Here is a 24,853-nt window from a genome sequence, read left to right on the forward strand (position 1 = left end):
GTTCGTGCGTTGGTTTTTCTTTTGATTAGTTTAATTTTTGAATGAAGCAAACTTTTAAATAGTTGAATTCTGGGAAGTCGCGGTTTGCTCGGAAATCTTTTGGAAGACCAAAATCTTCAACAATTTTATATTTTGTATTCGTATCTTTGAATGCTTTGTCGATGAATGTTTTGAATTTCTTCATACCGAAACTCGCATTATTCGTTGAAGCAACAATAATCCCTTTTTTAGCAGTAATCGCAATCGCATCTTCTAAAAGTTTTGGATAATCTTTCGCAGTTGAGAAAGTCATTTTTTTAGAACGAGCGAAACTTGGCGGATCTAAAACAACTAAGTCGAATTTTAAAGCATGACGTTGTGCATATTTGAAGTATTGGAATACATCCATTACTTTAATATCTTGTGCTTCAAAGTCAATTGAGTTTACGCTGAATTGTTCGATTGTTTTTGGTAATGAGCGTTTAGCTAAGTCTACAGAAGTCGTTTCAGTAGCGCCACCTAGTGCAGCGGCCACAGAGAAAGCACCTGTGTAAGAGAAAGTATTTAAAACATTTTTACCTTCTGAATAATGATCGCGAATTGTTTGACGAACATCGCGTTGGTCTAAGAAAATCCCTGTCATTGCACCATCATTTAAATCAATCGCAAAGTTCATGCCATTTTCTTTAATGATAATTGGGAAGTCGCCTTCAGTACCTTTGACGAAATCATCTTGGTCGATATACATCCCTTTCGTATCAAAGCGTTTTTTCTCATAAATCGCTCTGTAAGAAGTTAATGTATCTAATGCGTGGATCACATAATCCTTGTATTGATAGATGCCGTCGCTATACCAACTAATCATGAAGTATCCGTCGAAATAATCGATTGCAAGACCGCCGATGCCATCTCCCTCTCCATTAAATACGCGGAAAGCAGTTGTCATTGAGTCATTGAAGAACGATTCGCGGTGACGTAAAGCTGCTTTAATTTTGTTGATGAAATATTCTTGATCGATTTCTTCACCATCTTTAGTTGATAAGATCCAGCCGATCCCTTTGTTTTGGATACCGTAGTAAGCAGTACCTAATAATTTATTGTGTTGATCCACAATTTCAAAAAGTTCGCCTTCTTCTTCAAGTAGATCCTGGTTTGATACAGAGTCGCGGTGGACTAATGAATAGCCACGTTTGAAATCAGCAATAAACTCGGGTTTTACGCGTAATGTTTTCATATAATTAAAATTTCATCCTTTATTTTCGTAGTTTCTTCTATTATTGCATTTTTTGAAAAGAAAAGCGAAATACATCGCGTAAAGTAGTGAAGGTTTGATGTTGTTTTCGTCATCATTTTCAAAAAATTATAGTAGATAGAATCTTATCATTAGGAAAATAACGAATTTCTTTCTAAAATAGAGATATCAAGAATGTTAGAGGAGAGTTTGATGAGAACAGAAGCGAAGAAGAAAAGTATACAGGTAATAATCGGACGCGGAGTAATGGTTATGCTGGGCGCATTAATTGCAGCTTATGGATTAGAAGCCATTTTAATTCCCAATTTAGTATCTGATGGTGGGGTTACAGGGATTAGTATCGTATTATCACAATTAATTGGATTGCCATTAGGTATTTTAATTGCCATTATAAATATTCCATTCATATGGTTAGGTTATAAGCAGATTGGTAAAAGTTTTGCGATTTATTCCACATTAGGTATTGCTACTTTAGCAGTTGGAACGGTTGTTTTACATGATGTTCCGACAATTATTGAGGGCGATACATTATTAATTACGGTTGTCGGAGGGATCATTATCGGTTTCGGTATGGGTCTAGCCTTACGTAATGGTGGTGCATTGGATGGAATCGATATGCTTGCTGTACTTTTAGCACGTAAACTACCATTCGGTACAAGTGATTTAATCTTATTTTTAAATATGTTCGTCTTTATTTTAGTTTCTACAGTATTCGGATTAACAGGAGCCATTCTTTCAGGATTAGCTTATTTCATCGCTTCGAAAGTGATCCACATTGTGGAAGAAGGTTTGAGCGGTTCGAAAATTTTCAAAATTATTACGAAGGATCCAGATTTACTTGTGGAAACAATTCGTGATCGTCTTGGACGTAGCGCGACATTGACGGAAGTTTATGGTGGTTATTCGAATGAGAAATTTAAAGAAGTATCATGTGTAATCAACAGATTAGAAGATACGAAAATTAAATCAATCATTTTTGAAATTGATCCACATGCTTTTGTAACTGTATATGATGCAGCAGAAGTAAAAGGCGGTAACTTCAAGAAACAAGATATTCACTAAAAAAAATAACCCTGAAAATACTTATTTCGAGTATTTTCAGGGTTTATTTTTATGCTTCCGTTGTAGTGACAACTTCAGAGATTACAAGTGTGCTACCTAACATTGGTGATTCTTTTGGCGCTTCGCCTTCTTTTGCTTCAGGACGCTTATGAGCATTTTTGAAAACATCACTATTTTTCCATTCATGGAAACCATCAAGTGTTTCCCAGTGCATGTTTACGCTCATTTCATCATATTTTTCGAAGTCTTTAGAAATTGCTACTTCCGTTTTTACGAAGCCTTTAAATTGTTTAAGCGCTTCTCCACCTTTTGTAAAATTAGGTGCCATTTTTTCTGCGAAACCTTTTTTAACACGGATACGGTTTGATACGATAAACATAATTTTTTCGCTCCCTTTAAATGAATTATTTACACCTAAAGATTACTCCAATTGAATTATGAATTGCAAACCGTAGCATAGAAAAAGTGGAATCGTCATTTGGCGATTCCACTCTTTCTAATTTAATCTTCGTCAATATAGTTAATAATTTTTCGATGGCGCTTGATTAGAAGTACTGCGCCAAGAATAAATACCGCTCCTAAGATGATAGAAGCGATATAGGATTCCTCACTTGTTTGAGGGAGTTTTCCGCCCAGTGCTTGATCTTCATCAACAGCTGGTTTTCCTTGTTGGTCAGGTTTCGAATGGGTAGGCTTATTCGTCCCATTCCCTCCAGCTAGTGGATTTTCTGAATCTGGACCAAACTCATCATCGCCAGCTTCCCCTAATGGAGGAGGAGTGCCCTCGCCAGGTGGTGGTTTGGGTGGTACATACGTATTTGTTAATAAGAAATCCTCATCTGCTTCCACTTTGACAGAGTTCTTATAATGTGGAACTTTTGTCATTTATTTTCACTTTAGTGCCGTAAGTTTTTGAATCAGCATACAATTGAACAAATACGACCTCTGGGCGCTCTTTATGCTTATTGTTGAAATCGCTCCATTTTTTACTTACCGTTCGTTCAGTTGTTTTAGGTTTATAACTATTTGTAAAGTTGAATCCGTTCTGTGTGATGGTATAGCCTGGAACTTTTTCTTCTTCAACTGTATACGTGAAAAGTTCACCGTGAATATCATATTTGTGTAAGCGGTCGAAAGTATATTTCCAATCCGTTTTTGCCGAAACTACCTTTTAATCCGTTTTTACACCATTTGCAAATAAGTTTACAGTAATGTCATCCGGACGATTACCATCATCCCAATTTTTCTTACCAGAAATATTTATGAAGTTATCCACTTTTAGAGTGGTATCATCTTTGATTGCATGAGAAAGTGTTATGATATGAGCTGTAGCAACCAGTTGGAATTTTCTTTCGGTTACTGTTTTATATCCTTGAACAAAATTATCAGTAGCAGAAACATTTCCAAACCATTCTACAACAACTGAATAAGAGGGTACAAAGTTCAAGTAAAATAGTTCATCAATTGCAAGATTAATATTAAAATCAGATTCTGTTAAATGAACATGAGCGTTATTTGTTATATCTTTTTTTGAACCATTTTCAATTGAATAGACTTTAATATCTTCCATTTCAATTTTTTTATTTGTTGGTAATGCTTTAGTATGAGTAATTGTCGCTGAAATTTTACTTTTAAATAACTCATTTGCATGATATTGGACAAATTTAGTATTCGATAATTCTAAAGTAGTCTGCATAAGTTCTGCTTCAACATCAACATCTTCACGATGCTTTCTAGCTTCATCGATTAAGGCTTTTAAGTTTCCGTTATTTGAAACAATAGGATCGCGATAACTTGTTACGGCTGGATTGGTTAAGCACCAAATAGCAAGTTGTGTAAGAGCATACTGCGTTAGGTTGTTTTCGTTACTAATAAGTTCCTTGTCGCCATGGAAATTTTTGATTAACCATTTAACACCTTGATTCTCGGCATTTCGAGCAGGAACATAAGGTGGCGTAGTGGAATTTGGATAAGTCTTTAATTGATCTAAGCAAAAATAGTACCAATTTTCCTTATCAAAAAGTGTTCTAAATCCGGTTGGAATCGTTTCTCTATTTTTCAAATTGATATTTGGTGCGGTTTTTAAATCCTCACCAGAAAAAATATAAAGTTCTTCTGCTTTTGCGATGTTTGGATTATGTAGTAGGAGTGTGCAAAGGAAACCAATCGCAAATATTGTGGAAAATAATATTTTCTTCATAATAACCTCCTAAAAAATGTTTTAATAGTAAATAGTTACCCTGTTAAAGCGGGGAAATAACCTTTTATCACAAAATAAAACACCCTGCAAAACAGAAAAAATCTGAATTACAGGGTGCTTTTATATTTTAAGGAGAGTTCTACATTGGTGTGCGATATTTAGTAATGTCACAAGCTAACTTGGGGTATCAGCTAAGACCTAAATACGTAGAACATGCACTTGTCTAACATATTGAGCAATGTTAGAAGAAAAGAATATAGGGGGACTAAATCCTAGTATTCTAATCTACATGGAATTATATACCTATCTGCAAAAAATTCAATATATTTCTACTAAAAATAGTAAAATGAGGTCTAAATTACAAAAACGATGACAAGATATACCACAAAAAATTACATTTAATATTGCGAATAATCTATAATAAAGAGAAAATGAAAAAAGTGAGTAGATCATATGAAAATTAATCGGATAAAATTACAGTATTTAATTATTGGCGTTGCTTTATTAGCTTTTATGCTGACTAGTGTAGTGTCTATATGGAGTGGCTATAAACTAAATAAAGATAATTTAGGAGAGAGCGCTCTGGAGACGAACAGAGTGTATGCTCAAAAACTGGCAGATACAGCGAATAATTATTTGCAAGAACAAATCATGATGCTTTCAGCGAATGTACCAGAAATTGCTGAACAAATGAGTAATGAGGAAGTTTTAAAGAAAAAAGCAGATTTAATTCGCAATCAAACAGATGCATTCAATTCAATCGCAATCGTAAATGATCAGGCAGTGGTGCAGGCAACTTCGCCACAGACATTGGATTTAGTCGGTGTTAAATTGACTTCAAATGCTATGAAGGAAGCAATAAAAAAGAAAAAACCAATGATTTCGCAACCGTATGAAAGTGTGAGTGGACGATTAATTATTTTCATTTCGGTTCCGCTTTTCTCTAAAACGAATGATTATTTAGGATTAATTGGCGGCACAATTTATTTGAAGGAAGATAATGTGCTTTCGGAACTATTAGGTGTGCATCCTTATAGTGATCATTCGACGGTATATGTAGCAGCGAAGGATGGAACAATTGTCTATGATGAGAATAAAGAAAATATCGGTGAGGACTTTTCAAAAAATAAAATTATTGCGAAGGCACTAGAAGCGCATAAAACAGGTGTCATGAAAGGCGTGAATAATGCTGGTGAACAATCATTTGCGGGCTACTCATACATTAAAGAGTCTAATTGGACAGTAATTGCGCAAAGACCGGCAGATGCAGTAGAAGCGCCGGCTGGTAAGATGGTTCAAAAAATGTTGAATATCGCAATTCCATTATTATTTGTGTCATTGATTATAGTGATTTTTGCTGCATATAAAATTGCGAAACCTTTGCAAAGACTTGCTGAATTAACGGAGAGTAGTAAGGCGAAGGATGAGGAAAAGAATTTCAGAACAGTCCCGGCATGGTATTATGAAGCGATTCAGTTGAAAGAATCACTTATTATTAGCTTTGGTGCGTTGCATAATCGTGTACATGATTTGACGGATCAATCGCGTACAGATGCATTAACAGGCTTATTTAACCGAAGAACTTTGGATGAAGTGATGAATCGTTGGACAGAGGAACAAAAACATTTTTCACTCATTTTATTCGATGTTGATCATTTTAAAAAAGTAAATGACACTTACGGGCATGATGTAGGGGACGAAGTTTTAAAATATATTGCGATTACGATGGAGCAGCACGCAGATGTTTCGGATCTGTGCTTCCGATTCGGTGGCGAAGAATTTGTCATTTTATTACCAAAAACAGACGCAGAAGGTGCATTTAATTTTGCTGAAAAACTAAGAAAAAGTTTTGAGGAAAATAACAGCCCTACAGGAAAACCAATTACGATTTCTGCCGGAATAGCCGAGTGTCCGAAAAATGCGAATGATTATGGTACATTAATAAAAAAAGCGGATCAATCACTTTACTATTCAAAAGAAAATGGACGTAATCAAGTGAAAATAACAGAATAAAAATAGTAAACACCTATCAAAAACATGACTGATAGGTGTTTTTTTGTTAAAATGTAATATAATGGTAAGATAGAGAGGGGGCGGAGAAATGAATAATAAAACTTCATTCATTATGAGTATGACGTTTTTAGTAACTTCAGGAATTTTATATGGTATGGAGAGAATTGCCTTTTATTATCAAATGGTCAATCTTGATGGCGAAATCGAGATGAATATTTTTTTTAGAAATCCATTCATTATCGTATTTCTGGCATTAAGTGTGATGTTATTAATAGTTTTCATTATTTCAAATAGAAATAATTCACTAATAAAGAAATATGTAGTGTAACTTTCGATCTTTTTATGAACGATACGCGAAAGGTTGGACATCTGAATTTCACTAATGATAAGATTGATTTCTAGTGTAATCTTACACAAGAATAGAAAAGGTGAAATGGATGAATCAAGAGGAAATTATTCGAATTGTTTCGGAAAAATTAAAATTAATTCGTACCGAATACAATTTAACACAAGAACAAATGTCTGAAGTCGTGGGAATCTCTAAAAAAACACTCGTTCAAATAGAGAAACAACGAGTACAATGTGGTTGGACTGTAGCGGTCGCAATGTGTACATTATTTAAAAGTAGCGCGATCTTACAAGCAGCATTTGGTGGGAATCCATTAATCTTTATTGGACTATCAACAGGCGAAGGTGTTTTAGTGCCTGAACAACATTTAGTGAACGATAAACTTTGGTGGCGTACAATTGAAAGTGAACAAAATTGGCGAATCCAACAAAATCTCGTACATACGAGCTTTCGATTATTAAATCCAGCAAATGAAATTAAATTATACACATTATCTAAGGAAGACGCTGAAGATCATTTAGCTTCCTTCACAACAATATAGATGAATATTACCGTCTTGGAGCAACTTCCAATGGCGGTTTTTTTATTTAATGAAATTAATATTCTCGAATATGTGAAAGTTTAATTCTTTTTGGGTAAAGGTGAGTAGAGGAAGGGGAGAACCACTTGAAGAAAATAACAATGTTGTTCTTTATATTAATTATTTGTGTCGGCAGCATTTACTTAATTTTACAAAATAAAGAAAAACAAAAATCTGCTCCCGAAAAATTAATTACACAGGAAAAAGTGCCTGAATTAATTGCGAACCCTAAAATATATGTTGGTTATGAAGTAGAAGCGAGTGGTGTAGTAGACAGGTCTAATTATGTCAAAGGTGAAGGTGTATATTCAGCGTTATTACTTGAACCAAAGGAATATAAGGAACCTATCATCATATTGCAAAAAGATGAGAAGAAGCCATTAAAGCAACAATCCATTGTTAATTTTAGCGGGAAAGTTTCGAAAGTATATAAAGGAACGGATAAATTAGGAATGAAAGGGTCCTTGGCACAAGTTGATATCCAATCAATAGAAGTAGGAGAAGGAGAAACTTTTGAAAATGAAGTGCTAATCAATCTAGATGTTAATGAGAAAAGTGAAGTTGAAAAAGTGATGTTAGAGGTTGAAAAAATTAAAGTATATCAATCGGGTACACGTATTTCTATTTTCTTATACAATAAAAACAAGAAACGAATTTATTTAAATGACGCGACAATCAAATTATTAGCAGATGGTGTTGTAGTACCGACGAAGTTTGAGATTCTTGATCAAAAAGACCGACTTCTTCATACATTGGAACGTGATCAAGGGACGCATGGTGTTCTTTCTTTCAATCGAATCGCAAAAACGACGAAGAATTTAGAACTTAGTTTTCAAATAACATTAGTAAATGAGAAAAAGCCAATTACGATCAAAAAGAAAATTAAATTTTCCTAATGAGAAATCGCAGAAATGCGGTTTCTTTTTTTTCTTAAGAATTTCTTCATTTTTGTCATGGCTTTTTGTTAAGAATTAGCAGATATACTAAAGCTACAAAGCAAGAGGAGAGGAGTTCGTATGATTACTTTAACGAATATACAACATACTTTCTTGATCGGGAAAAAGGGTCAGGAGAAAAAAGTACCAGTTTTGAAAAATGTAGATTTACAAGTTGATGCAGGGGATATTGTGGCGATTGTCGGGAAATCAGGTTCTGGTAAGTCAACTTTATTAAATGCAATTGCAGGTTTCTTAAAAACAGATTCGGGTTCGATCAAATTGAACGGAATCGATACAACCGATTTATCGGAGGCAGAACATGCGAAATTCCGATTGAAAAATGTCGGATTCATCTTTCAAAACTTCCAATTGATGCCCGGTTTAACAGCGTTTGAAAATGTAGAGTTACCATTGAAAATTCAAGGAATGGGTAAATCAGCTCGATTCCAAGTTGTACGTCAAATTATGGATCGTGTCGGATTAAATGAAGTAATCGACCATTATCCGAATGAATTATCTGGCGGGCAACAGCAGCGTGTATGTATCGCACGTGCATTAGTGACGAAGCCTTCGATTATTTTAGCGGATGAACCAACAGGGAGTTTGGATTCAGAAACAGAATTAGAAATTTTAGATTTAATCAAATCATTAAATGAATCGATGGACATCACATTTGTTGTTATTACGCATGATGAAGAAGTAGCAAATAGCGCGCATAAAAAATACCGCATGCATGATGGTGAATTGAAGGAGGCGACGACAAGTGCAGTTTAGAGACCAGATTGATTTCGTAAGACAACATGTGAAGAAAAACCGCATGCGAATTTTTACAACGATTTTAGCAACAACAATGGGTTGTGCATTTTTAATCGTCCTTGCTTCGATTGCATTCGGATTACAAGGAACATTGAAGGATGAAGTATTATCAAGTGATTCACTAACTCGCATTGAAGTATATGATGGTGGAGATCAGCCATTAGATATTGAAAAAATCGCGAAATTAGATAATATTTCATCGATTTCTGAATCATATGCGATGCAATTAGATAATATTCAAAATAAAGCTACGATTGGCGCAAATACTGGTTATGCAGAAAGCTCATTCGTTAATTTTGATGCATTAAAAAAAGCCAAACTACCTTTATCGAAAGGTCATTATCCTACGACAGAAGATGGAATTGTCGTTGGGTATAATTTTGCACAAAATCTTCTATCTAAAGAAGATGAGAAAACTTTAGAAAAAGCTAAAGAAGGCGAAAAACCTAAAGTCGGTATTCAAGAAAGTGTTTTAGGGAAGAAAGTTCAATTAAAATGGACGGGTAAAAAAGGAACGAAACCTGTTATTCGTGAATTTACGATTGAAGGAATTGGACCAAAACCGAAACGTGAATGGGAAATGAACACATATCTTCAAATGAGTAATGAAGCGAAACAATCGATCGTGACAGATTTGAAGAAAAATTTTGGAAAAGCATTTAATGAAAAAGAAATGATCTATAAATCTACAGCAGTATATGCGACAGATTTAGAAGCAGTACCAGCATTGAATGAAGAATTAAAAGCGATGGAATACTCAACATACACAGTATCACAGCAATTAGAAGAAATGAATATGTTCTTCATCGCGTTAAAAGCCGGCCTAATCTTCGTAGGAACGATTGCCATCTTAATCGCATCTATTGGTATATTTAATACAATGACGATGGCTGTAACAGAGAGAACGCGTGAAATCGGCGTCATGAAAGCGATTGGGGCAAGTCCAAAACTAATTCAACGATTATTCGTTATGGAAAGTGCCTATATCGGTATTATCGGTACAGCAATCGCAGTAGTAGCATCCTATATTATTAGTTTCACAGCGAACTGGCTTATTCCAAAAATCCTTTATGCGGCGACGGAAGAGCAATCATTCAATAGTAGCGCTATTAAATTCTCCGCAATCCCTTGGGAACTTGTCGTAATCGCATCAGTTATTAGTATTGGTGTAGCAATAGTTTCAGGATGGAGACCAGCACGTAAAGCGACGAAAATCGATGTAATTCAAGCATTAAGACAAGACTAAAAAATAGGCATCTTTTAAGAAATCGAGTATTTCTTAGAAGATGCTTTTTTTGTGGAGAACTTTTTTCAAGATAGGACTCAATTGTATGCTTTTTCCGTTTAGAAAGGTTAAAATGAAATCGCCTAGTAAAGTTGTAAGAATTAAATAGTAGACAAAAATAGATTACTAAATTAAACTAGGTTACATAAAGTAATCTAAATAAAATGCAACGAGGGAATGAATATGAAAATAAATGATACTGTTTTAAATAAAATACAATTCACAAAAAGAAATGAAAAAGAAAATATTAGTGTAGTTGGGCCAGTGCGCTTACCTATTAAGCAAGGTGACTTTGAAGTGACATTCCAATGGTATTCTTGGCAAGAAGTAGCCGCTGGTTTATCGAAAGAGCAAATGATCGAGCAGTTACCACAGATGAATTTAGCTTTCGGTCAACAATCATCGGTATTAGTATATGGTGATTTTAAAAATGCGGATGACGCGATTGTGCGCATGCATAGTATTTGTCATACAGGAGATATTTTTGGCAGCCAAAGATGTGATTGTGGCTATCAACTGCATGAATCGATGAAGATGATTGTCGAGCATGGTTGTGGCGCTATTTTCTATTTAGCGAATCACGAAGGTAGAGGAATCGGTTTGTTTTCTAAATCAATCGCCTACCTTTTACAAGAGGATGGCATGGATACGGTAGAAGCAAATCATGCATTAGGATTTGAAGATGATACGCGATCATATGAAGATGCGATTAAAGTGTTAGAAGTTTTAAGAAAAAAACCAATTACATTAATTACGAACAATCCGAATAAATTAAAAGCGATGGAAGCGCATGGTTTATCTGTGGACAAACATATTCCACTTTGGGGCGGTGTTACAGAAACAAATCAATTTTATTTAGAAACAAAAGTAAAAAAAGCAGGACATATTTTAACGGAAAAAGGTGGCGTAGATAGTGAAGAACGATCAGTATTACATGAACCTCGCGCTTGAGTTAGCGGCGAGTGCTAAAGGGCATACGAATCCGAATCCATTAGTTGGCGCGGTACTAGTAAAAGGTGGCGTAATTGTTGGAACGGGTTTACATCGAAAAGCTGGAGAACCTCATGCGGAAGTTCACGCCTTCAATATGGCAGGTGAACATGCACAAGGAGCTACACTATATGTCACTTTGGAGCCTTGTTCACATTACGGCAAAACACCGCCATGTGCGAAACAAGTAGTGGAATCAGGTGTAGCTAGAGTGGTTGTTGCGACAGTGGATCCAAATCCGTCGGTAGCAGGTAGAGGAATTCGTATGATTCAAGAAGCTGGAATCGAAGTAGAAGTTGGCGTGCAAGAAAATGAAGCAAAATTTTTAAACAAGCGATTCATGCATAATATGATAAAGGGCTTACCTTACGTAAGGTCAAAATTCGCAATGACATTGGATGGCAAAATCGCAACATACAGCGGTCACTCTCAATGGATTAGTGGAGAAGAATCACGTGCGGATGTACACGAACTTCGTAATGAAGTAGATGGCATTTTAGTCGGAGTTGGTACTGTCATCAAAGACAACCCTGCATTAACGACGAGACTTCAAAATGGTCAAAAAGGAAAAAATCCGACAAGAATTATTATGGATCGCCAATTGAGAACACCCGTAGATGCGCAAATTACAAACCGAGAAATCGCTCGTACAATCATTGTAACTGCAAAGGGTAATGAGCAGCTGATTGCAAAATACGAAGGCGTAGATTTCTTATTTGTAGATGTTGTACACGGTCAACTAGACTTACAACAAACTTTAGAAATGCTTTATAAAGAAGGTATTACAGATTTATTAGTTGAAGGCGGAGGCACGATCAATGCTTCATTTTTACGTGCGAATTTAATTGATGAGTACATCGTCTATATCGCGCCGAAAGTATTAGGCGGCAAAGATTCCATTGCACCATTTACAGGTGAGAATGTTGATACGATTGATGAAGCGGTCGAGCTAACTTTCGGTGAAGTAGAAAAATTTGGTCATGATTTACGTGTACTTGCCTATCCGAAGAAGGATTGATTGAAATGAGAGAAAAAGTAGATGTATGTATTGTTGGTGGAGGTCCAGGAGGCTTGCTGTTAGCATACTTATTAGCGCAAAAAGAAGTGAATGTTTTATTGTTAGAAAGTGCTTCTCACATTGCGAAAACATTTAGAGGTGAGCATATTAATGAAGAAGGCGAAGCCATTTTAAAAAAACATCATTTGTTTGAAGCTATTGAACAAAAAGGAATGTTAAAAATGGAACGTCTTGAGTATTGGCGAAATGGAGAGCTACAAAAATCTATTGAAGCAGATCCACAGATTGGCCATTTAGGTATTCATGTACCACAAGTTAATTTACTCGAAGCCATTTCAGAAAAAGCACAATCGCTTCCTCATTTCACATGTTTTTTAAATGCGCGTGTTACGGAATTAATTCAAGATGACTCTGGTACATTTATCGGTGTGAAAGCGAAACATGGCGACGAAAAGATAGAAGTCGCATGTGATTTAATTGTTGGAGCGGATGGGAGATATTCCACAGTTCGAAAAAAAGCGCATATTGCGACAGAAATTCGAAAACATGGTTTTGATTTACTTTGGGCGAGAATTCCAGCACCAAAAGGCTGGCAACCTTCAATTAAAATGGCTTTAGTAGATGGGATGCAAATTTCATTATTCACTCAAACCTATGATTTTGTTCAAATCGGCTGGAATATCGCAGAAGGAAGTTATCCACAATTGCGTAAACAACCGTTCGAACCTTTCATAGAAAAATTAATTGAAGCTTATCCACAGTTGGCAGATTCAGTGCGTGAAAACATTCATTCATGGAAGGATTTTGTGTTACTTGATGTCTTTAGTAGCCAGACAGAATCATGGGGGAAGGATGGACTGGCTCTAATAGGAGATGCTGTTCATGCGATGACACCAACTGGGGCGTTCGGATTGAATAGCGCGATGAAAGATGCGGATGTTCTTGCAGAATTAATTGATCAACAATGCATTGACCGCATTCAAGCGACACAATGCGAAGTGAAAAGAAGAGAAGAAGTTGAAAAATTACAAGCAATTCAAATCGAGAAAGAGCAAGGTTTTGCATCGCAATTTGCTTTGCAAGTGTAGGAGGTTACGATGAGATTAGGTTTTGATATAGATGACACATTAATTGATTTACGCAGACACGCATTCCGTTTATATAATGCGCAGTTGGATCAAAATATTCCTGAATCTGTTTTTGAAGAAATTCCAACTGTCGAGATTCACAAACCATTCGGCTTAACGGATGAAGAAGGTTATGAAATGTGGAAAGCGAATATGCGTGATATTTACTTTACGGATTGTCCAGCTTTCCCAAATGCAGTTGAAGTGTTAAATCGCTTAAATGATGAAGGGCATGAGATTTTTTATATTACATCTCGTCCAAAAGGTTTTTGTAAGGAATCAGAGGCATGGGTGAGGGAGAAGGGGTTTCCTGTGAAGGGAGATCAATTTTTCTGCGGTATGGAAGATCATGAGAAAATTGCGACAATCGAGAAATTGCAATTGGATTTCTATATTGATGATAAACCGAAAGTATTAAATACTTTAAAAGAATTATCAACGACATTGATTATTCGAGATCAATCCTATAATCAAAAAGAATCTTTTTTACGATTAGAACATTGGGCAGATTTCGAAAAAATAATCGGCGAAAAATAAATAAAGATTTAAAAAAGGTGAGTGAAATTTGGAATTCAATTTCATTCACCTTTTGTTATTTCTAAAGTAAGAGAATAAAAAAAGAAGCTATGCAGTTTAGTTACATAGCTCCTCTTACTAATCATTAACGATATTGAATTATTTTATTTAAGTCGATTTTAGAAATGTCTAGACCAACTGCTTTCGCAACACCTTCACCGTATGCTGGATCTGCTTTGTAGCAGTGGATTACATGACGTTCTTTAATGAAGTCAGCGACACCTTCCATATTACGACCAGTGTTTGCAAATAGGCGTTCTTTTTCATCATCGCTCATAATATTGAATAGACGCCCCGGTTGTTCGAAGTAGTTATCATCATCTTCACGGAAATCATAAATATCCGCTGGGCCTGCTTCTTCCGCAGGGTTTTTGAATGATGGTTGTTCTTGCCATTCGCCGTAGCTGTTTGGTTCATAGTGTAATGTGCCACCTAAGTTGCCGTCCGTACGCATCATACCATCGCGGTGGAAGTTATGAACTGGGCATTTAGGAGCGTTCACTGGAATTTGGTGGTGGTTAACACCTAAACGGTAACGCTCTGCATCTGCATAAGCAAATAGTCGAGCTTGTAGCATACGGTCAGGAGACCAGCTAATACCAGGTACTACGTGAGAAGGAGCGAATGCAGCTTGCTCAACATCAGCGAAGTAGTTTTCTGGGTTACGGTTTAATTCGAATTCACCAACAGGAATTAGTGGATATTCGCCTTTGTACCAAACTTTTGTTAAATCGAATGGATTATCGCGGTGGTTTTTCGCTTGTTCATCTGTCATCACTTGGATTGACATCGTCCATTTAGGGAATTTACCAGCTTCGATATCACCGAATAATTCAGTTTGAGAAGATTCGCGGTCTTTACCAACTACGATTTCTGCTTCTTGGTCTGTTAAGTTTTCAATACCTTGCTGTGAAGTGAAGTGGAATTTCACATAAACACGTTCGTTATTCTCATTAATCATTGAATATGTGTGAGAACCGAAACCATGCATATATTGGTAGCCACGAGGAATACCACGATCACCCATAATGTACGTAACTTGGTGAAGTGCTTCCGGTAAGCTTGTCCAGAAATCCCAGTTGTTATTAGGAGAACGTTTATTTGTTTTTGGATCACGTTTTACAGCGTGATTTAAGTCAGGGAAGTGCATACCATCACGGAAGAAGAATACAGGTGTGTTGTTACCAACCATGTCCCAGTTACCTTCTTCAGTATAGAATTTTAATGCAAAACCACGAATATCGCGTTCTGCATCAGCTGCACCACGTTCACCAGCTACAGTTGAGAATCGAGCGAACATTTCTGTCTGCTTGCCAACCTCTGAGAACATTTTTGCTTTTGTATATTTTGAAATATCATGTGTAACAGTGAAAGTACCGAAAGCACCAGAACCTTTTGCATGCATACGACGCTCTGGAATAACTTCACGGTTGAAGTTTGCTAGTTTTTCGATCAACCATACATCTTGTAAAAGGACAGGACCGCGTTTACCAGCAGTCATACTGTTTGTGTTGCTGACAACTGGAGCACCAGCAGCAGTCGTTAATTTTTGATTATTGTTATTGTTTGTCATAAGATTCTTTGCCTCCCGGATTTTTAAATTGCCAATGCGAAAGCACGACAGGGTTAAAGCTGAACTTCTTAAATTAACTGTAACATACAAAAATGAGAAATTGAAGTAGTTTATAATAATTCTTTTTAAGGAATTTGTATCAATAAGCAATCCATACAATATTCCACACATTATAGTACCCGATTCTTCGAAAAATAAACGTCAAATTCATAGAGTGATATGTACTTATGCTTATGTTAAAGATACCATATTTTAATCGAAAAAGAATGGAAAAAGCTTTCTCAATTAATGTATTAATAGATTCTAATTGAAAATATGAACAAATGATTACAAGTATGTAAAGTACATCTTTTTTCTTAGGATTCTTTTCTTTTTTCTTCCGTTTATCTAATTTATGATAGAGAGTGAAGGAGTTGGACGTATGTTAGACGAAGCGAAGAAATTTATCGAACAATATTATAAAGAGTGCGATTTAGAGCAAAATGCATTGAATGAGCGTATCCAACAAATTGAAATTGAAATCAAAAGTACAGGTACTTATGCACAAACGACAGACGAATTAACGTATGGCGCAAAACTAGCATGGCGCAATAGTAATAAATGTATTGGAAGACTGTTTTGGAATAGCCTTACCGTCTTTGATCGTCGAGAATTGATTGACGAAGAGGAAATATTCCAAGCGCTTCTCCAACATATTAAGTTTGCGACAAATGATGGGAAGATTCGCCCAACAATCTCTGTTTTCGAAACGAAACGCGTGCGAATTTGGAATGACCAATTAATTCGTTATGCAGGGTATGAAGTAGACGGCGAGATTATTGGCGATTCACTTTCAATTGAAATAACGAAGCAGTGCATGAACCTTGGATATACGCAAAAACCGGGGAAATATAACATTCTTCCATTAATTATTCAAGTGGATGAACGCCCACCTCGCATGTTTGAAATCCCAAGAGAGTATATAGTAGAAGTACCAATTAAGCATGCTGAATATGATTGGTTTAAAGAATTAGATTTACGTTGGTATGCGGTTCCGATTATTTCAGGAATGGGCTATGAAGTTGGGGGAATTACGTATGAAGCTTCACCATTTAATGGTTGGTATATGGGAACTGAAATTGGCGCGCGAAATTTAGCTGATGAAGACCGTTATAATATGCTTCCAACAATCGCTGAAAAAATGGGATTATCTACGAATAAAGCGAGTAGTTTATGGAAGGATCGCGCATTACTAGAGTTGAATATTGCTGTTTTAGAATCATTTAAAAAACAAGGAGTTAGCATTGTCGACCATCATACTGCAGCTCAACAATTTGCATTATTTGAAGAACAGGAATGCAAAAGGGATCGTGAAGTGACAGGGAATTGGACATGGCTAATCCCACCGATGGCACCAGCTACGACGCATATATTCCACAAACCATACGATAATACGAAGAAATCACCAAACTATGTGTATCAGAAATGCCCTTTCAAATTCTTATAATAGAATACTGTTTTTGGTATAATATAGAAAATAAATAAAATATTTCAATTACACGTTTTGACCAAATTTAGTATGTATAAGGGGCGATACATGATGAATTCAAACAGAGATAAAATCGTTCAAGAATTTTGCAATTTAATCTGTAAGGTGAGTAAATATTTGAATTGTACTTCAGTGCAGCTAGCTGACCCAGTTTTTCATAATAATTGGTCTCCGAAACAACTACTTGTTTATCTGACGAGTAGGGATCGTTTCGTTCTGAAAAAAAGAATACCGCATATGATGAAGGGAATGGGTTTTCCAGAATGCTCCGATTTTGAAAGATTTCATCAGTCCGTGTCGAACGCGCTTGGAAATCAGTTCATAGAAGAACTCTTTAGAGATTTTATTTTGATTCGAAAAATGCTCATCCGCCAAATTCAGCATATTCCAGAATTTGAATGGTCGAGGAAATTAAGCTTCGAGTCTTTCGAATTTACATTCCAAGAATATTTTGAGCATATGCTTAAACAAGAGCAACCATATTTCATAGCAATCGACGAGATTTTATTCGAGAAAAATTAAAAAATGAGAGAGCGCAAATTTTGCGTTCTCTCATTTTTATTTATAGTTTAGGATCATTACCTGTTACAAATTTGTTTTGCGCAGCGATTAAACTGGCTGCGATACAGATGACTGTGACGAATAGATACATAATATTCGCTACGTCGAAACTGTTGTATTTATCATAAATATAGCCGTACAAGACAGGTCCAATAGCAGCGATTAAATAGCCTAATGACTGTGCGAAACCGGATAAATCAGCGGCTTCGAAAGCATCTCTAGAACGAAGTGAGAAGAACATCATACACATACTAAATGATGAACCACCAGCGATTCCTAATAGAACCATCCATAAAATTGATAAGTCAGTCCAACCCATGATTAGACCAGTGAAACCAAGTAAGTAGAAGACAGAGAAGATTAATACAATCGGTCTTTGATCTTTTAACTTACCTGCAACAATCGGTGTAATGAAAGTGGCTGGTAATTGCGCTAATTGCATTGTAGAGAACATTAGCCCTGCAACACTTGCGCTCATACCTTGTGCTTTAAACATCTCTGGAACCCATGCCGCTGTTGTATAGAACAACATTGATTGAAGCCCCATTGCAAGCATTACTGCCCAAGCAAGTGGATACTTCCACATCGGTTTTTTCTTCGGAATATTTACGGAAGTTTTTATTTTTTCTGGAGCGGGTTGTTTGGTTTGAGGAATCCAAATAAGAACAGCAATAAATGCTAGAATCATCCAAAGACCTAATGATCCCTGCCAACCTGCAAATGTTGAAACGGGGTAACTGATCCCCGCAGCAATACTAGCAGAAGCGTTCATAGCAACTGTGTAGCAAGCTGTGATTAAACCCACTTGAAGCGGGAATTTTAGTTTGATTAAACTTGGTAGTAGTACGTTACCAAAAGCGATTCCGACCCCGATTAAAGTAGTACCTAGGAATAGCATGGAAACTGAACCTGTTGAGCGGATTAAAATCCCGACTGTTAAAATAATCGTAGCCATCATTAATGCTTTCTCAACGGTGTATTTACGTGATATTTTCGGAACGATTGGTGATACGACTGCGAAAGCTAAAAGGGGAATAGTTGTAATAAATCCTGCTAGTACATTTGAAATATGTAAACTTTCTTTAATTTCTTGAATGACTGGTCCTACAGCTGTAAGGGGTGATCGCAATGTTAAAGCGATAAATATGATCCCAATAGCAAGTAACCAAGATGTGGCAGTCCATTTCTCTTTCTTCGAGACGACTGTATTGGACGCTTCGTTCATGTGTTTCCTCCTATTAATAACAAATTATTTATTTAGCGTAACATTGTCTAAGCAATCGTTCAAATTTTCTATTGTAATAAAGTGATTAAATTGAAATATTATCAGCGCAATTTACGTCTTGAAAAAAGGTCGGACTTGTATTAGAATGAGTACTATACTAATAAATAAATATTGCAATGCCTCATCCAGTCGATGAGGTAGAGGTCGCGAAAAATAATAGTAGTGTTTGAGAGATGTAAAAGCATCGATGATCAAATATGAAAGGATTTTTTGCCGAAGTGTGGTCGGTCTTTTAGCCGATTATGCTGGGGCTGTCGCTTAATAAGTGCAGAACTGTCACATCTGAGAAGGTGTGTTGAGCTATCTTTTTCAAGGTTGATGAGTAATTGTTTAACAAACAACCATCCAAGATTGCTTGCGATGGTGTTTTTTTATTTCCCCGGAAATAATTTGAAATTAAACACCTCAACCAACATATTCCCTGCAATAGAAGGAAAGAGGAGAAATAATGAGTCGCGAGAAAGTCGGTCAAGATACAGAACTTGGCTTAAATAGAGGATTAAAAAGCCGTCATTTAACGATGATTTCCCTAGGCGGAACAATCGGTACAGGTCTACTATTAGCAAGTGGTAACTCCATTGCTGAAGCAGGACCAGGTGGCGCACTACTAGCATATGGCTTAATTGGGATTATGGTTTTCTTCCTAATGACAAGTCTTGGTGAAATGGCTGCTTATATGCCAGTCGCCGGTTCTTTTAGTACATACGCTACTAAATTTATCGATCCAGCATTAGGTTTTGCACTAGGGTGGAACTATTGGTACAACTGGGCAATTACGATTGCAGCTGAAATTGCAGCAGTATCAATTGTCATGAAATACTGGTTCCCAGACACAGCATCATGGATCTGGAGTGTCGCATTTTTAGCGATTATCTTCTTATTAAATTATGTATCGGTTAAAACTTTCGGTGAAAGTGAATATTGGTTTGCTTTCATTAAAGTCGCTACAATTATTATTTTCCTCGGTGTCAGTGTACTTATGATTTTCGGGATTTTAGGTGGCAAAGCACCAGTAGGATTCACGAATTTCTTCGTAGGAGATGGCCCATTCCATGGTGGATTCTTCGCAACGCTAGGTATTTTCCTAGCAGCAGGATTCTCATTCCAAGGGACGGAACTATTAGGTGTTGCAGCTGGTGAAACAAAAGATCCAGGCAAATCGATTCCTAAAGCCATTAAACAAGTTTTCTGGAGAATTCTTTTATTTTATATTTTAGCTATTTTAGCAATTGGTTTATTAATTCCTTACACGGATGCTCGTCTGATCAATGATGGTGAGACAGTCACAACTAGTCCATTTACACTTGTTTTTGAAAATGCTGGGATCGCATTCGCAGCTTCAATTATGAATGCCGTTGTATTAACAGCCATTCTTTCAGCTGGTAACTCAGGTCTATACGCTTCATCTCGTATGCTTTGGGATTTAGCAATGGAAGGAAAAGCACCGAAAATCTTCAAAAAATTAAACAAACAAGGTGTTCCATTTGTCGCTTTAATCACTACTGTAATTGTCGCGAGTCTATCATTCCTAACTTCTGTATTCGGAGAACAGGTGTATATCTGGTTATTGAGTGCGTCTGGTATGTGCGGCTTCATCGCATGGCTCGGAATAGCAGCAAGTCATTATCGATTCCGAAAAGCTATGGCAGCGCAAGGTAAGAATTTAGATGAGGTACTACCATATAAATCAAGATTCTTCCCATTCGGTCCAATTTTCGCCTTTCTATTATGTGCTTTCATTGTCGTTGGACAAAGCTATTTTGCATTCCAAGGCGGGGAAATAGACTGGTATGAACTGACAATTTCTTATATCGGTTTACCAATTTTCTTCGTGCTATGGTTTGGCTATAAAATTAAACATAAAACAAAAGTCGTAAAATTAACTGAAGCAGATGTAGAACCAACTAAATACTAATCGAATGAACCAATGATTTTTTCAGAAATCATTGGTTTTTTTTATTGGTTTTATTAAATGTGAAATTTTTTACCCAATTTATGTCTTAAAATTTTAGAAGTAGTCCATACTTTCCGCTCGGAGTCCTTATTAACTTTTCAGATAAGGATCCTATTCATTTGTTTCTTTGATAAAGCACTTATGAGTAAAGAGAAATACTGATTGAATTATAAATAGTAACAAAAAAGAATTTCATGAAATAGAGTGGGACATTTTCAATTATTTCCGAATACAAGAATAGATGATTTTTAAGAATTATAATGTTTTCTTGTGAAAAAACATAAATGGAAGAAAGATGTCGAAAAATGTTTTTTTTTATCAAAAAAGTAGTGAATTACGAACGAAAATGGAATATAATTAATTAATGTTAGTGATAAGGGGATATTTAACTCATTTGCACTGAAATATGCTGAATTCATGTCAGAATATTTTTAATTTAAGCATAGTGGTTGTATTAATTATTTCCCGTGATATAATTTGTACATTCTTTATAAAAAATAAATAAGCATTCACTCATATAATAGTGGGAATAAGGCCCACAAGTATCTACCAATTTGCCGTAAACGAATTGACTATGGGAAGCATACCTATACTATTTTTTAAAATAGTTCATTTAGACATATCAACCTAAGGGTAATTGCTCCACTCGTAGCCGAACTGGAAGTAATTATTACTTAGGTTTTTTATATTCTTTTTGAGTAGAGTATGCAGTGAAGTCAAGAAGGGAGTTCCTTATTGTGAAAGCATTACAGGACAAAATTATTAAAGACGGTAAGGTATTATCAGGCGATGTATTAAAAGTAGATTCATTTTTAAATCACCAAATTGACCCAGAGTTAATGCAAAAAATTGGTCAAGAGTTTGCAGATTTATATAAAGACGCAGGTTTAACTCGTATCGTAACAATCGAATCATCAGGTATCGCTCCAGCGGTAATGGCTGGTCTTATTCTTGGAATCCCTGTTGTATTTGCTCGTAAACGCAAATCAGTAACTTTAACAGATAATTTCTATTCTGCAGAAGTTTACTCATTCACGAAGAAAGTATCAAGTGACATTTCAGTTTCTAAAGACTTTTTAAATAAAGATGATGTAGTTCTAATCATCGACGATTTCTTAGCAAACGGAGAAGCTGCAAAAGGTTTACTTAGTATCGTAGAACAAGCTGGTGCAACTACAAGTGGTATCGGTATCGTAATCGAAAAAGGTTTCCAACCAGGTGGTAAAGTACTTCGTGATCAAGGGCATCGCGTTGATTCATTAGCAATTATTTCTTCATTAGACAACGGAATAGTACAGTTTGCTTAGGAGGCAACTTTTCAGATGAACAACCTTAAACTATCGACTCTTGCAATTCAACACTTATTAGCAATGTATGCTGGTGCGATTCTAGTGCCGCTAATCATTGGAGGTGCATTAGGTCTTTCACCAACAGAATTAACGTATCTAGTATCGATTGACATTTTAATGTGCGGTGTCGCTACTTTACTACAAGTAATGCGCGGTAAAGTATTTGGCATTGGTTTACCATTAGTACTAGGGTGTACATTCACAGCAGTGACACCTATTATCAGTATTGGTAAGGAATATGGTTTAGGTTCAATTTATGGTGCTGTCATCGCATCAGGATCGATCGTTGTATTAATTGGTGGAGCATTCGGTTTACTCGTTAAATTTTTCCCACCAATCGTAACGGGTTCAGTCGTAACAATTATCGGTATCACATTAATTCCTGTAGCATTCAATAATGCTGCTGGTGGAGATTCAACTGCTGCAAACTACGGTTCAATGGAAAATGTCATGTTAGCCTTTTTAACATTAGCAATCATCATTCTATTCTACCGATTCTCAACTGGTTTCATGCGTTCAATCGCCATTCTAATCGGTTTAGTTGCCGGTTCAGTCATCGCAGGATTTATGGGCTTCGTGAGTTTTGATAACGTACGAAATGCAGAACTAGTTCATATGGTTAAACCATTTTACTTTGCTACTCCTGAATTTCATTTAGTACCAATCATTACAATGACAATTGTCGCAATCGTTTCTTTAGTTGAATCAACAGGTTCTTATTTTGCCCTTGGTGAAATGACAAAAACACCTGTAAATAGTAAAAATTTAGCTCGCGGTTATCGTTCAGAAGGACTTGCTTCAATTATCGGTGGTATTTTCAATGCCTTCCCATATACAGCATTTTCTCAAAACGTAGGTTTAATGCAATTAACTGGCGTGAAAAATCGTTCAGTAATCGGTATTATGGCCATCATGCTAATCGCTTTAGGATTCTTACCAAAAGTAGCCGCTTTAACAACTGTAATTCCAACACCTGTATTAGGTGGAGCTATGATCGCCATGTTCGGTATGGTCATCTCACAAGGGATTAAAATGTTAGGCCGCGCAGTAGTAGAATCTGAAGGGAATGCGATGATTATTGCGTGTTCAGTAGGTATGGGATTAGGCGTAACAGTTCAGCCGGAAATCTTCTCTTTCTTACCGAATGCAGTAAAAATTCTTACAAGCAATGGTATCGTAGCAGGATCACTAACAGCGATTTTATTAAATATTATTTTCAACATGATTCCTTGGAAAAAGGAAGAGCCAGTAGTTGCTACTGAAACAATTGTTGAATCAAAAGAAGAGAAAGTTTCAACATCTGAAAAACATGCTTAATCATAAAGAAGATCGTCCTAGAGTGCGAATTCGCATTTTAGGACGTTTTTTTATAAAATAGTAATATGTATGGAATTTTCAAAATTCATTGAATTTTAATTTGGGGTGATTCATTTGGAATTAGGGAGTATATTAAAGGAAATTCGTATTAACAGAGGGTATAGCCAATTAGGTGTAGCACATAAAATCATTTCGCAAGGCGTATACTCTAAAGTGGAAGCAGGTACGCGTGATTTAGATGCCGTTTCATTTTTACAAATTGCGAATCGAATGAACGTCACGCCGGATGAAATCGAATTTATTAGTAATAATTATGACTACAATCACAAGCAAAGAATCGTGAATGATTTTTTCAAATTAAGCTATAATCAACCAGACCTTTTAACGGCGATTAAAGATCGTGCGATGGACTACTTAAAAGTGGAAGATGATCTTGAATTGAGAGAAATTCATATGCTATGTGAGGCGCTTTTAATCGTATCTGATTCAGAAGATTACACAAAGGCAGTCGATTTGATTGAACCAATTTGGAAGCGAGTAATCACTTATGATCAGTGGTATTTATACGATATTCGATTAATTAATATGATTTTATTTATGTATCCTATCGAAACAACAATCGCGATTTCTGAGCGCGTTTTGAAAAGATTAGTCGACTATTCAAAGTACGATAAAGTAGAAAGTATGAAGGATATTTATAGTATCAATCTATCTTTATTGTATATTCGTTCTGAGCGTTATGCGGATGCATTATATTTAGTTGAAGAGCGATTAACAGATCGTCATCATATGAATTACACGATGCTTTCATTGTTTTTATCACGCCGAGCATTATGCAAAAATATATTACACTTAGGTGATTATGAAGAGGATCAAGCGAGTGTACGCCATGTGTTACAAGCGTATGGTGCAATTGATTTACTTAGTCGTATTGAAGAGGAATTTGAAAAATACGCGATCATAGAATGAACGCGTATTTTTGATTTAAAATTATGATCATAGAATGAACGCGTATTTTTGATTTAAAATTATGATCATAGAATGAACGCGTATTTTTGATTTAAAATTATGATCATAGAATGAACGCGTATTTTTGATTTA

The 24,853-nt window shown here is 36.0% G+C and carries 24 protein-coding genes, 1 pseudogene and 2 riboswitches; of the genes and pseudogenes, 17 read left to right on the forward strand and 8 right to left on the reverse strand.

Annotation, left to right across the window (positions count from 1 at the left end):
* Positions 1–25: 25 nt before the first annotated feature.
* On the reverse strand, positions 26–1,213 hold the full coding sequence (locus DF281_RS08840; RefSeq protein ID WP_109349890.1) for a class I SAM-dependent rRNA methyltransferase: 1,188 nt from the start codon (positions 1,211–1,213) through the stop codon (positions 26–28).
* A gap of 210 nt (positions 1,214–1,423) precedes the next feature.
* Between DF281_RS08840 and DF281_RS08845 the strand changes: the two genes are divergently transcribed.
* Positions 1,424–2,293, forward strand: coding sequence for a YitT family protein (locus DF281_RS08845; protein ID WP_109349891.1), 870 nt, complete (start codon positions 1,424–1,426; stop codon positions 2,291–2,293).
* 49 nt (positions 2,294–2,342) lie between these two features.
* On the opposite strand, the gene DF281_RS08850 is transcribed toward DF281_RS08845, so the two are convergent.
* The 5 genes and pseudogenes from DF281_RS08850 to DF281_RS08865 all read right to left on the reverse strand — a co-directional run bounded on the left by DF281_RS08850 (position 2,343) and on the right by DF281_RS08865 (position 4,493).
* The gene (locus tag DF281_RS08850) at positions 2,343–2,672 is read right to left on the reverse strand and encodes a heme oxygenase (RefSeq protein ID WP_109349892.1); all 330 of its coding nucleotides are present in this window, start codon (positions 2,670–2,672) and stop codon (positions 2,343–2,345) included.
* 122 nt (positions 2,673–2,794) lie between these two features.
* Positions 2,795–3,178 carry an LPXTG cell wall anchor domain-containing protein gene (locus tag DF281_RS08855; protein ID WP_109349893.1) on the reverse strand — a complete coding sequence of 128 codons (384 nt, stop codon included), beginning with the start codon at positions 3,176–3,178 and terminating at the stop codon, positions 2,795–2,797.
* Entirely contained in the window at positions 3,156–3,347 is a 192-nt protein-coding gene (locus DF281_RS15085; RefSeq protein ID WP_370447847.1) for a Cna B-type domain-containing protein, read from the reverse strand. The genes DF281_RS08855 and DF281_RS15085 overlap by 23 nt, the downstream gene beginning before the upstream one ends.
* Positions 3,327–3,449: pseudogene (locus tag DF281_RS15090) on the reverse strand (Cna B-type domain-containing protein); the annotation flags it as partial. The pseudogene DF281_RS15090 and the gene DF281_RS15085, both read right to left, overlap by 21 nt.
* Before the next feature lie 15 nt (positions 3,450–3,464).
* Positions 3,465–4,493, reverse strand: coding sequence for a Cys-Gln thioester bond-forming surface protein (locus tag DF281_RS08865; RefSeq protein WP_109349894.1), 1,029 nt, complete (start codon positions 4,491–4,493; stop codon positions 3,465–3,467).
* A gap of 453 nt (positions 4,494–4,946) precedes the next feature.
* Between DF281_RS08865 and DF281_RS08870 the strand changes: the two genes are divergently transcribed.
* From DF281_RS08870 to DF281_RS08915, 10 genes are all read left to right on the forward strand, one after another.
* Positions 4,947–6,506: a sensor domain-containing diguanylate cyclase gene (locus DF281_RS08870; RefSeq protein ID WP_109349895.1), complete on the forward strand. Its 1,560-nt coding sequence runs from the start codon at positions 4,947–4,949 to the stop codon at positions 6,504–6,506.
* Positions 6,507–6,594: 88 nt separating this feature from the next.
* Positions 6,595–6,834 carry a hypothetical protein gene (locus DF281_RS08875; RefSeq protein WP_109349896.1) on the forward strand — a complete coding sequence of 80 codons (240 nt, stop codon included), beginning with the start codon at positions 6,595–6,597 and terminating at the stop codon, positions 6,832–6,834.
* Positions 6,835–6,943: 109 nt separating this feature from the next.
* Positions 6,944–7,396 carry a helix-turn-helix transcriptional regulator gene (locus DF281_RS08880; RefSeq protein WP_109349897.1) on the forward strand — a complete coding sequence of 151 codons (453 nt, stop codon included), beginning with the start codon at positions 6,944–6,946 and terminating at the stop codon, positions 7,394–7,396.
* Positions 7,397–7,521: 125 nt separating this feature from the next.
* Positions 7,522–8,331, forward strand: coding sequence for a hypothetical protein (locus DF281_RS08885; RefSeq protein WP_109349898.1), 810 nt, complete (start codon positions 7,522–7,524; stop codon positions 8,329–8,331).
* A gap of 120 nt (positions 8,332–8,451) precedes the next feature.
* On the forward strand, positions 8,452–9,147 hold the full coding sequence (locus DF281_RS08890) for an ABC transporter ATP-binding protein (protein WP_109349899.1): 696 nt from the start codon (positions 8,452–8,454) through the stop codon (positions 9,145–9,147).
* Complete coding sequence (locus DF281_RS08895; RefSeq protein ID WP_109349900.1) at positions 9,137–10,435, forward strand: ABC transporter permease; 1,299 nt, start codon at positions 9,137–9,139, stop codon at positions 10,433–10,435. Before DF281_RS08890 ends, DF281_RS08895 begins: the two co-directional genes overlap by 11 nt.
* Positions 10,436–10,651: 216 nt before the next feature.
* Positions 10,652–11,425: a GTP cyclohydrolase II RibA gene (gene ribA / locus DF281_RS08900; protein ID WP_109349901.1), complete on the forward strand. Its 774-nt coding sequence runs from the start codon at positions 10,652–10,654 to the stop codon at positions 11,423–11,425.
* Positions 11,388–12,482 (forward strand): bifunctional diaminohydroxyphosphoribosylaminopyrimidine deaminase/5-amino-6-(5-phosphoribosylamino)uracil reductase RibD, encoded by a 1,095-nt coding sequence (gene ribD / locus DF281_RS08905; RefSeq protein WP_109349902.1) that lies wholly within the window; start codon positions 11,388–11,390, stop codon positions 12,480–12,482. Before ribA ends, ribD begins: the two co-directional genes overlap by 38 nt.
* A 5-nt stretch (positions 12,483–12,487) precedes the next feature.
* On the forward strand, positions 12,488–13,570 hold the full coding sequence (locus DF281_RS08910) for an FAD-dependent monooxygenase (RefSeq protein ID WP_109349903.1): 1,083 nt from the start codon (positions 12,488–12,490) through the stop codon (positions 13,568–13,570).
* 9 nt (positions 13,571–13,579) lie between these two features.
* Positions 13,580–14,146 carry a 5' nucleotidase, NT5C type gene (locus DF281_RS08915; RefSeq protein ID WP_109349904.1) on the forward strand — a complete coding sequence of 189 codons (567 nt, stop codon included), beginning with the start codon at positions 13,580–13,582 and terminating at the stop codon, positions 14,144–14,146.
* A 124-nt stretch (positions 14,147–14,270) separates the two neighbouring features.
* Here the strand turns inward: DF281_RS08915 and DF281_RS08920 are convergent, their stop codons facing one another.
* Positions 14,271–15,758, reverse strand: a complete 1,488-nt coding sequence (locus DF281_RS08920) for a catalase (RefSeq protein WP_109349905.1) — start codon at positions 15,756–15,758, stop codon at positions 14,271–14,273.
* A 421-nt stretch (positions 15,759–16,179) separates the two neighbouring features.
* Between DF281_RS08920 and DF281_RS08925 the strand changes: the two genes are divergently transcribed.
* A complete protein-coding gene (locus DF281_RS08925; protein WP_232025975.1) occupies positions 16,180–17,244 on the forward strand; it encodes a nitric oxide synthase oxygenase in 1,065 nt (354 codons plus the stop codon).
* Positions 17,245–17,334: 90 nt separating this feature from the next.
* Positions 17,335–17,808 (forward strand): hypothetical protein, encoded by a 474-nt coding sequence (locus DF281_RS08930; RefSeq protein WP_109349907.1) that lies wholly within the window; start codon positions 17,335–17,337, stop codon positions 17,806–17,808.
* Between the two features lie 40 nt (positions 17,809–17,848).
* On the opposite strand, the gene DF281_RS08935 is transcribed toward DF281_RS08930, so the two are convergent.
* On the reverse strand, positions 17,849–19,072 hold the full coding sequence (locus DF281_RS08935; protein WP_109349908.1) for a CynX/NimT family MFS transporter: 1,224 nt from the start codon (positions 19,070–19,072) through the stop codon (positions 17,849–17,851).
* Between the two features lie 190 nt (positions 19,073–19,262).
* A riboswitch (Lysine riboswitch) is annotated at positions 19,263–19,443 on the forward strand.
* Between the two features lie 137 nt (positions 19,444–19,580).
* Between DF281_RS08935 and DF281_RS08940 the strand changes: the two genes are divergently transcribed.
* From DF281_RS08940 to DF281_RS08955, 4 genes are all read left to right on the forward strand, one after another.
* The gene (locus DF281_RS08940; protein ID WP_109349909.1) at positions 19,581–21,047 is read left to right on the forward strand and encodes an amino acid permease; all 1,467 of its coding nucleotides are present in this window, start codon (positions 19,581–19,583) and stop codon (positions 21,045–21,047) included.
* A gap of 532 nt (positions 21,048–21,579) precedes the next feature.
* Positions 21,580–21,681: riboswitch (purine riboswitch) on the forward strand.
* Positions 21,682–21,823: 142 nt separating this feature from the next.
* Complete coding sequence (locus DF281_RS08945; protein ID WP_109349910.1) at positions 21,824–22,393, forward strand: xanthine phosphoribosyltransferase; 570 nt, start codon at positions 21,824–21,826, stop codon at positions 22,391–22,393.
* A gap of 15 nt (positions 22,394–22,408) precedes the next feature.
* Positions 22,409–23,752 (forward strand): nucleobase:cation symporter-2 family protein, encoded by a 1,344-nt coding sequence (locus DF281_RS08950; RefSeq protein WP_109349911.1) that lies wholly within the window; start codon positions 22,409–22,411, stop codon positions 23,750–23,752.
* 114 nt (positions 23,753–23,866) lie between these two features.
* Entirely contained in the window at positions 23,867–24,721 is an 855-nt protein-coding gene (locus tag DF281_RS08955) for a helix-turn-helix domain-containing protein (protein WP_166636108.1), read from the forward strand.
* Positions 24,722–24,853 lie beyond the last annotated feature (132 nt).

Origin of the sequence: Kurthia zopfii (assembly GCF_003143955.1) — a bacterium.
Taxonomy (GTDB): Bacteria; Bacillota; Bacilli; order Bacillales_A; family Planococcaceae; genus Kurthia; species Kurthia zopfii.

Excerpts from the sequence above, each read along its gene's own strand:
- DF281_RS08930 (WP_109349907.1), top strand. The coding sequence starts at position 17,335 with ATGATGAATTCAAACAGAGATAAAATCGTTCAAGAATTTTGCAATTTA.
- DF281_RS08850 (WP_109349892.1), bottom strand. The coding sequence starts at position 2,672 with ATGTTTATCGTATCAAACCGTATCCGTGTTAAAAAAGGTTTCGCAGAA.
- DF281_RS08870 (WP_109349895.1), top strand. The coding sequence starts at position 4,947 with ATGAAAATTAATCGGATAAAATTACAGTATTTAATTATTGGCGTTGCT.
- DF281_RS08865 (WP_109349894.1), bottom strand. The coding sequence starts at position 4,493 with ATGAAGAAAATATTATTTTCCACAATATTTGCGATTGGTTTCCTTTGC.
- DF281_RS08880 (WP_109349897.1), top strand. The coding sequence starts at position 6,944 with ATGAATCAAGAGGAAATTATTCGAATTGTTTCGGAAAAATTAAAATTA.
- DF281_RS08940 (WP_109349909.1), top strand. The coding sequence starts at position 19,581 with ATGAGTCGCGAGAAAGTCGGTCAAGATACAGAACTTGGCTTAAATAGA.
- DF281_RS08840 (WP_109349890.1), bottom strand. The coding sequence starts at position 1,213 with ATGAAAACATTACGCGTAAAACCCGAGTTTATTGCTGATTTCAAACGT.
- DF281_RS08845 (WP_109349891.1), top strand. The coding sequence starts at position 1,424 with ATGAGAACAGAAGCGAAGAAGAAAAGTATACAGGTAATAATCGGACGC.
- DF281_RS08875 (WP_109349896.1), top strand. The coding sequence starts at position 6,595 with ATGAATAATAAAACTTCATTCATTATGAGTATGACGTTTTTAGTAACT.
- DF281_RS08910 (WP_109349903.1), top strand. The coding sequence starts at position 12,488 with ATGAGAGAAAAAGTAGATGTATGTATTGTTGGTGGAGGTCCAGGAGGC.
- DF281_RS08935 (WP_109349908.1), bottom strand. The coding sequence starts at position 19,072 with ATGAACGAAGCGTCCAATACAGTCGTCTCGAAGAAAGAGAAATGGACT.
- ribA (WP_109349901.1), top strand. The coding sequence starts at position 10,652 with ATGAATATGAAAATAAATGATACTGTTTTAAATAAAATACAATTCACA.
- DF281_RS08890 (WP_109349899.1), top strand. The coding sequence starts at position 8,452 with ATGATTACTTTAACGAATATACAACATACTTTCTTGATCGGGAAAAAG.
- DF281_RS08855 (WP_109349893.1), bottom strand. The coding sequence starts at position 3,178 with ATGACAAAAGTTCCACATTATAAGAACTCTGTCAAAGTGGAAGCAGAT.
- DF281_RS08920 (WP_109349905.1), bottom strand. The coding sequence starts at position 15,758 with ATGACAAACAATAACAATAATCAAAAATTAACGACTGCTGCTGGTGCT.
- DF281_RS08950 (WP_109349911.1), top strand. The coding sequence starts at position 22,409 with ATGAACAACCTTAAACTATCGACTCTTGCAATTCAACACTTATTAGCA.
- DF281_RS08915 (WP_109349904.1), top strand. The coding sequence starts at position 13,580 with ATGAGATTAGGTTTTGATATAGATGACACATTAATTGATTTACGCAGA.
- DF281_RS08925 (WP_232025975.1), top strand. The coding sequence starts at position 16,180 with ATGTTAGACGAAGCGAAGAAATTTATCGAACAATATTATAAAGAGTGC.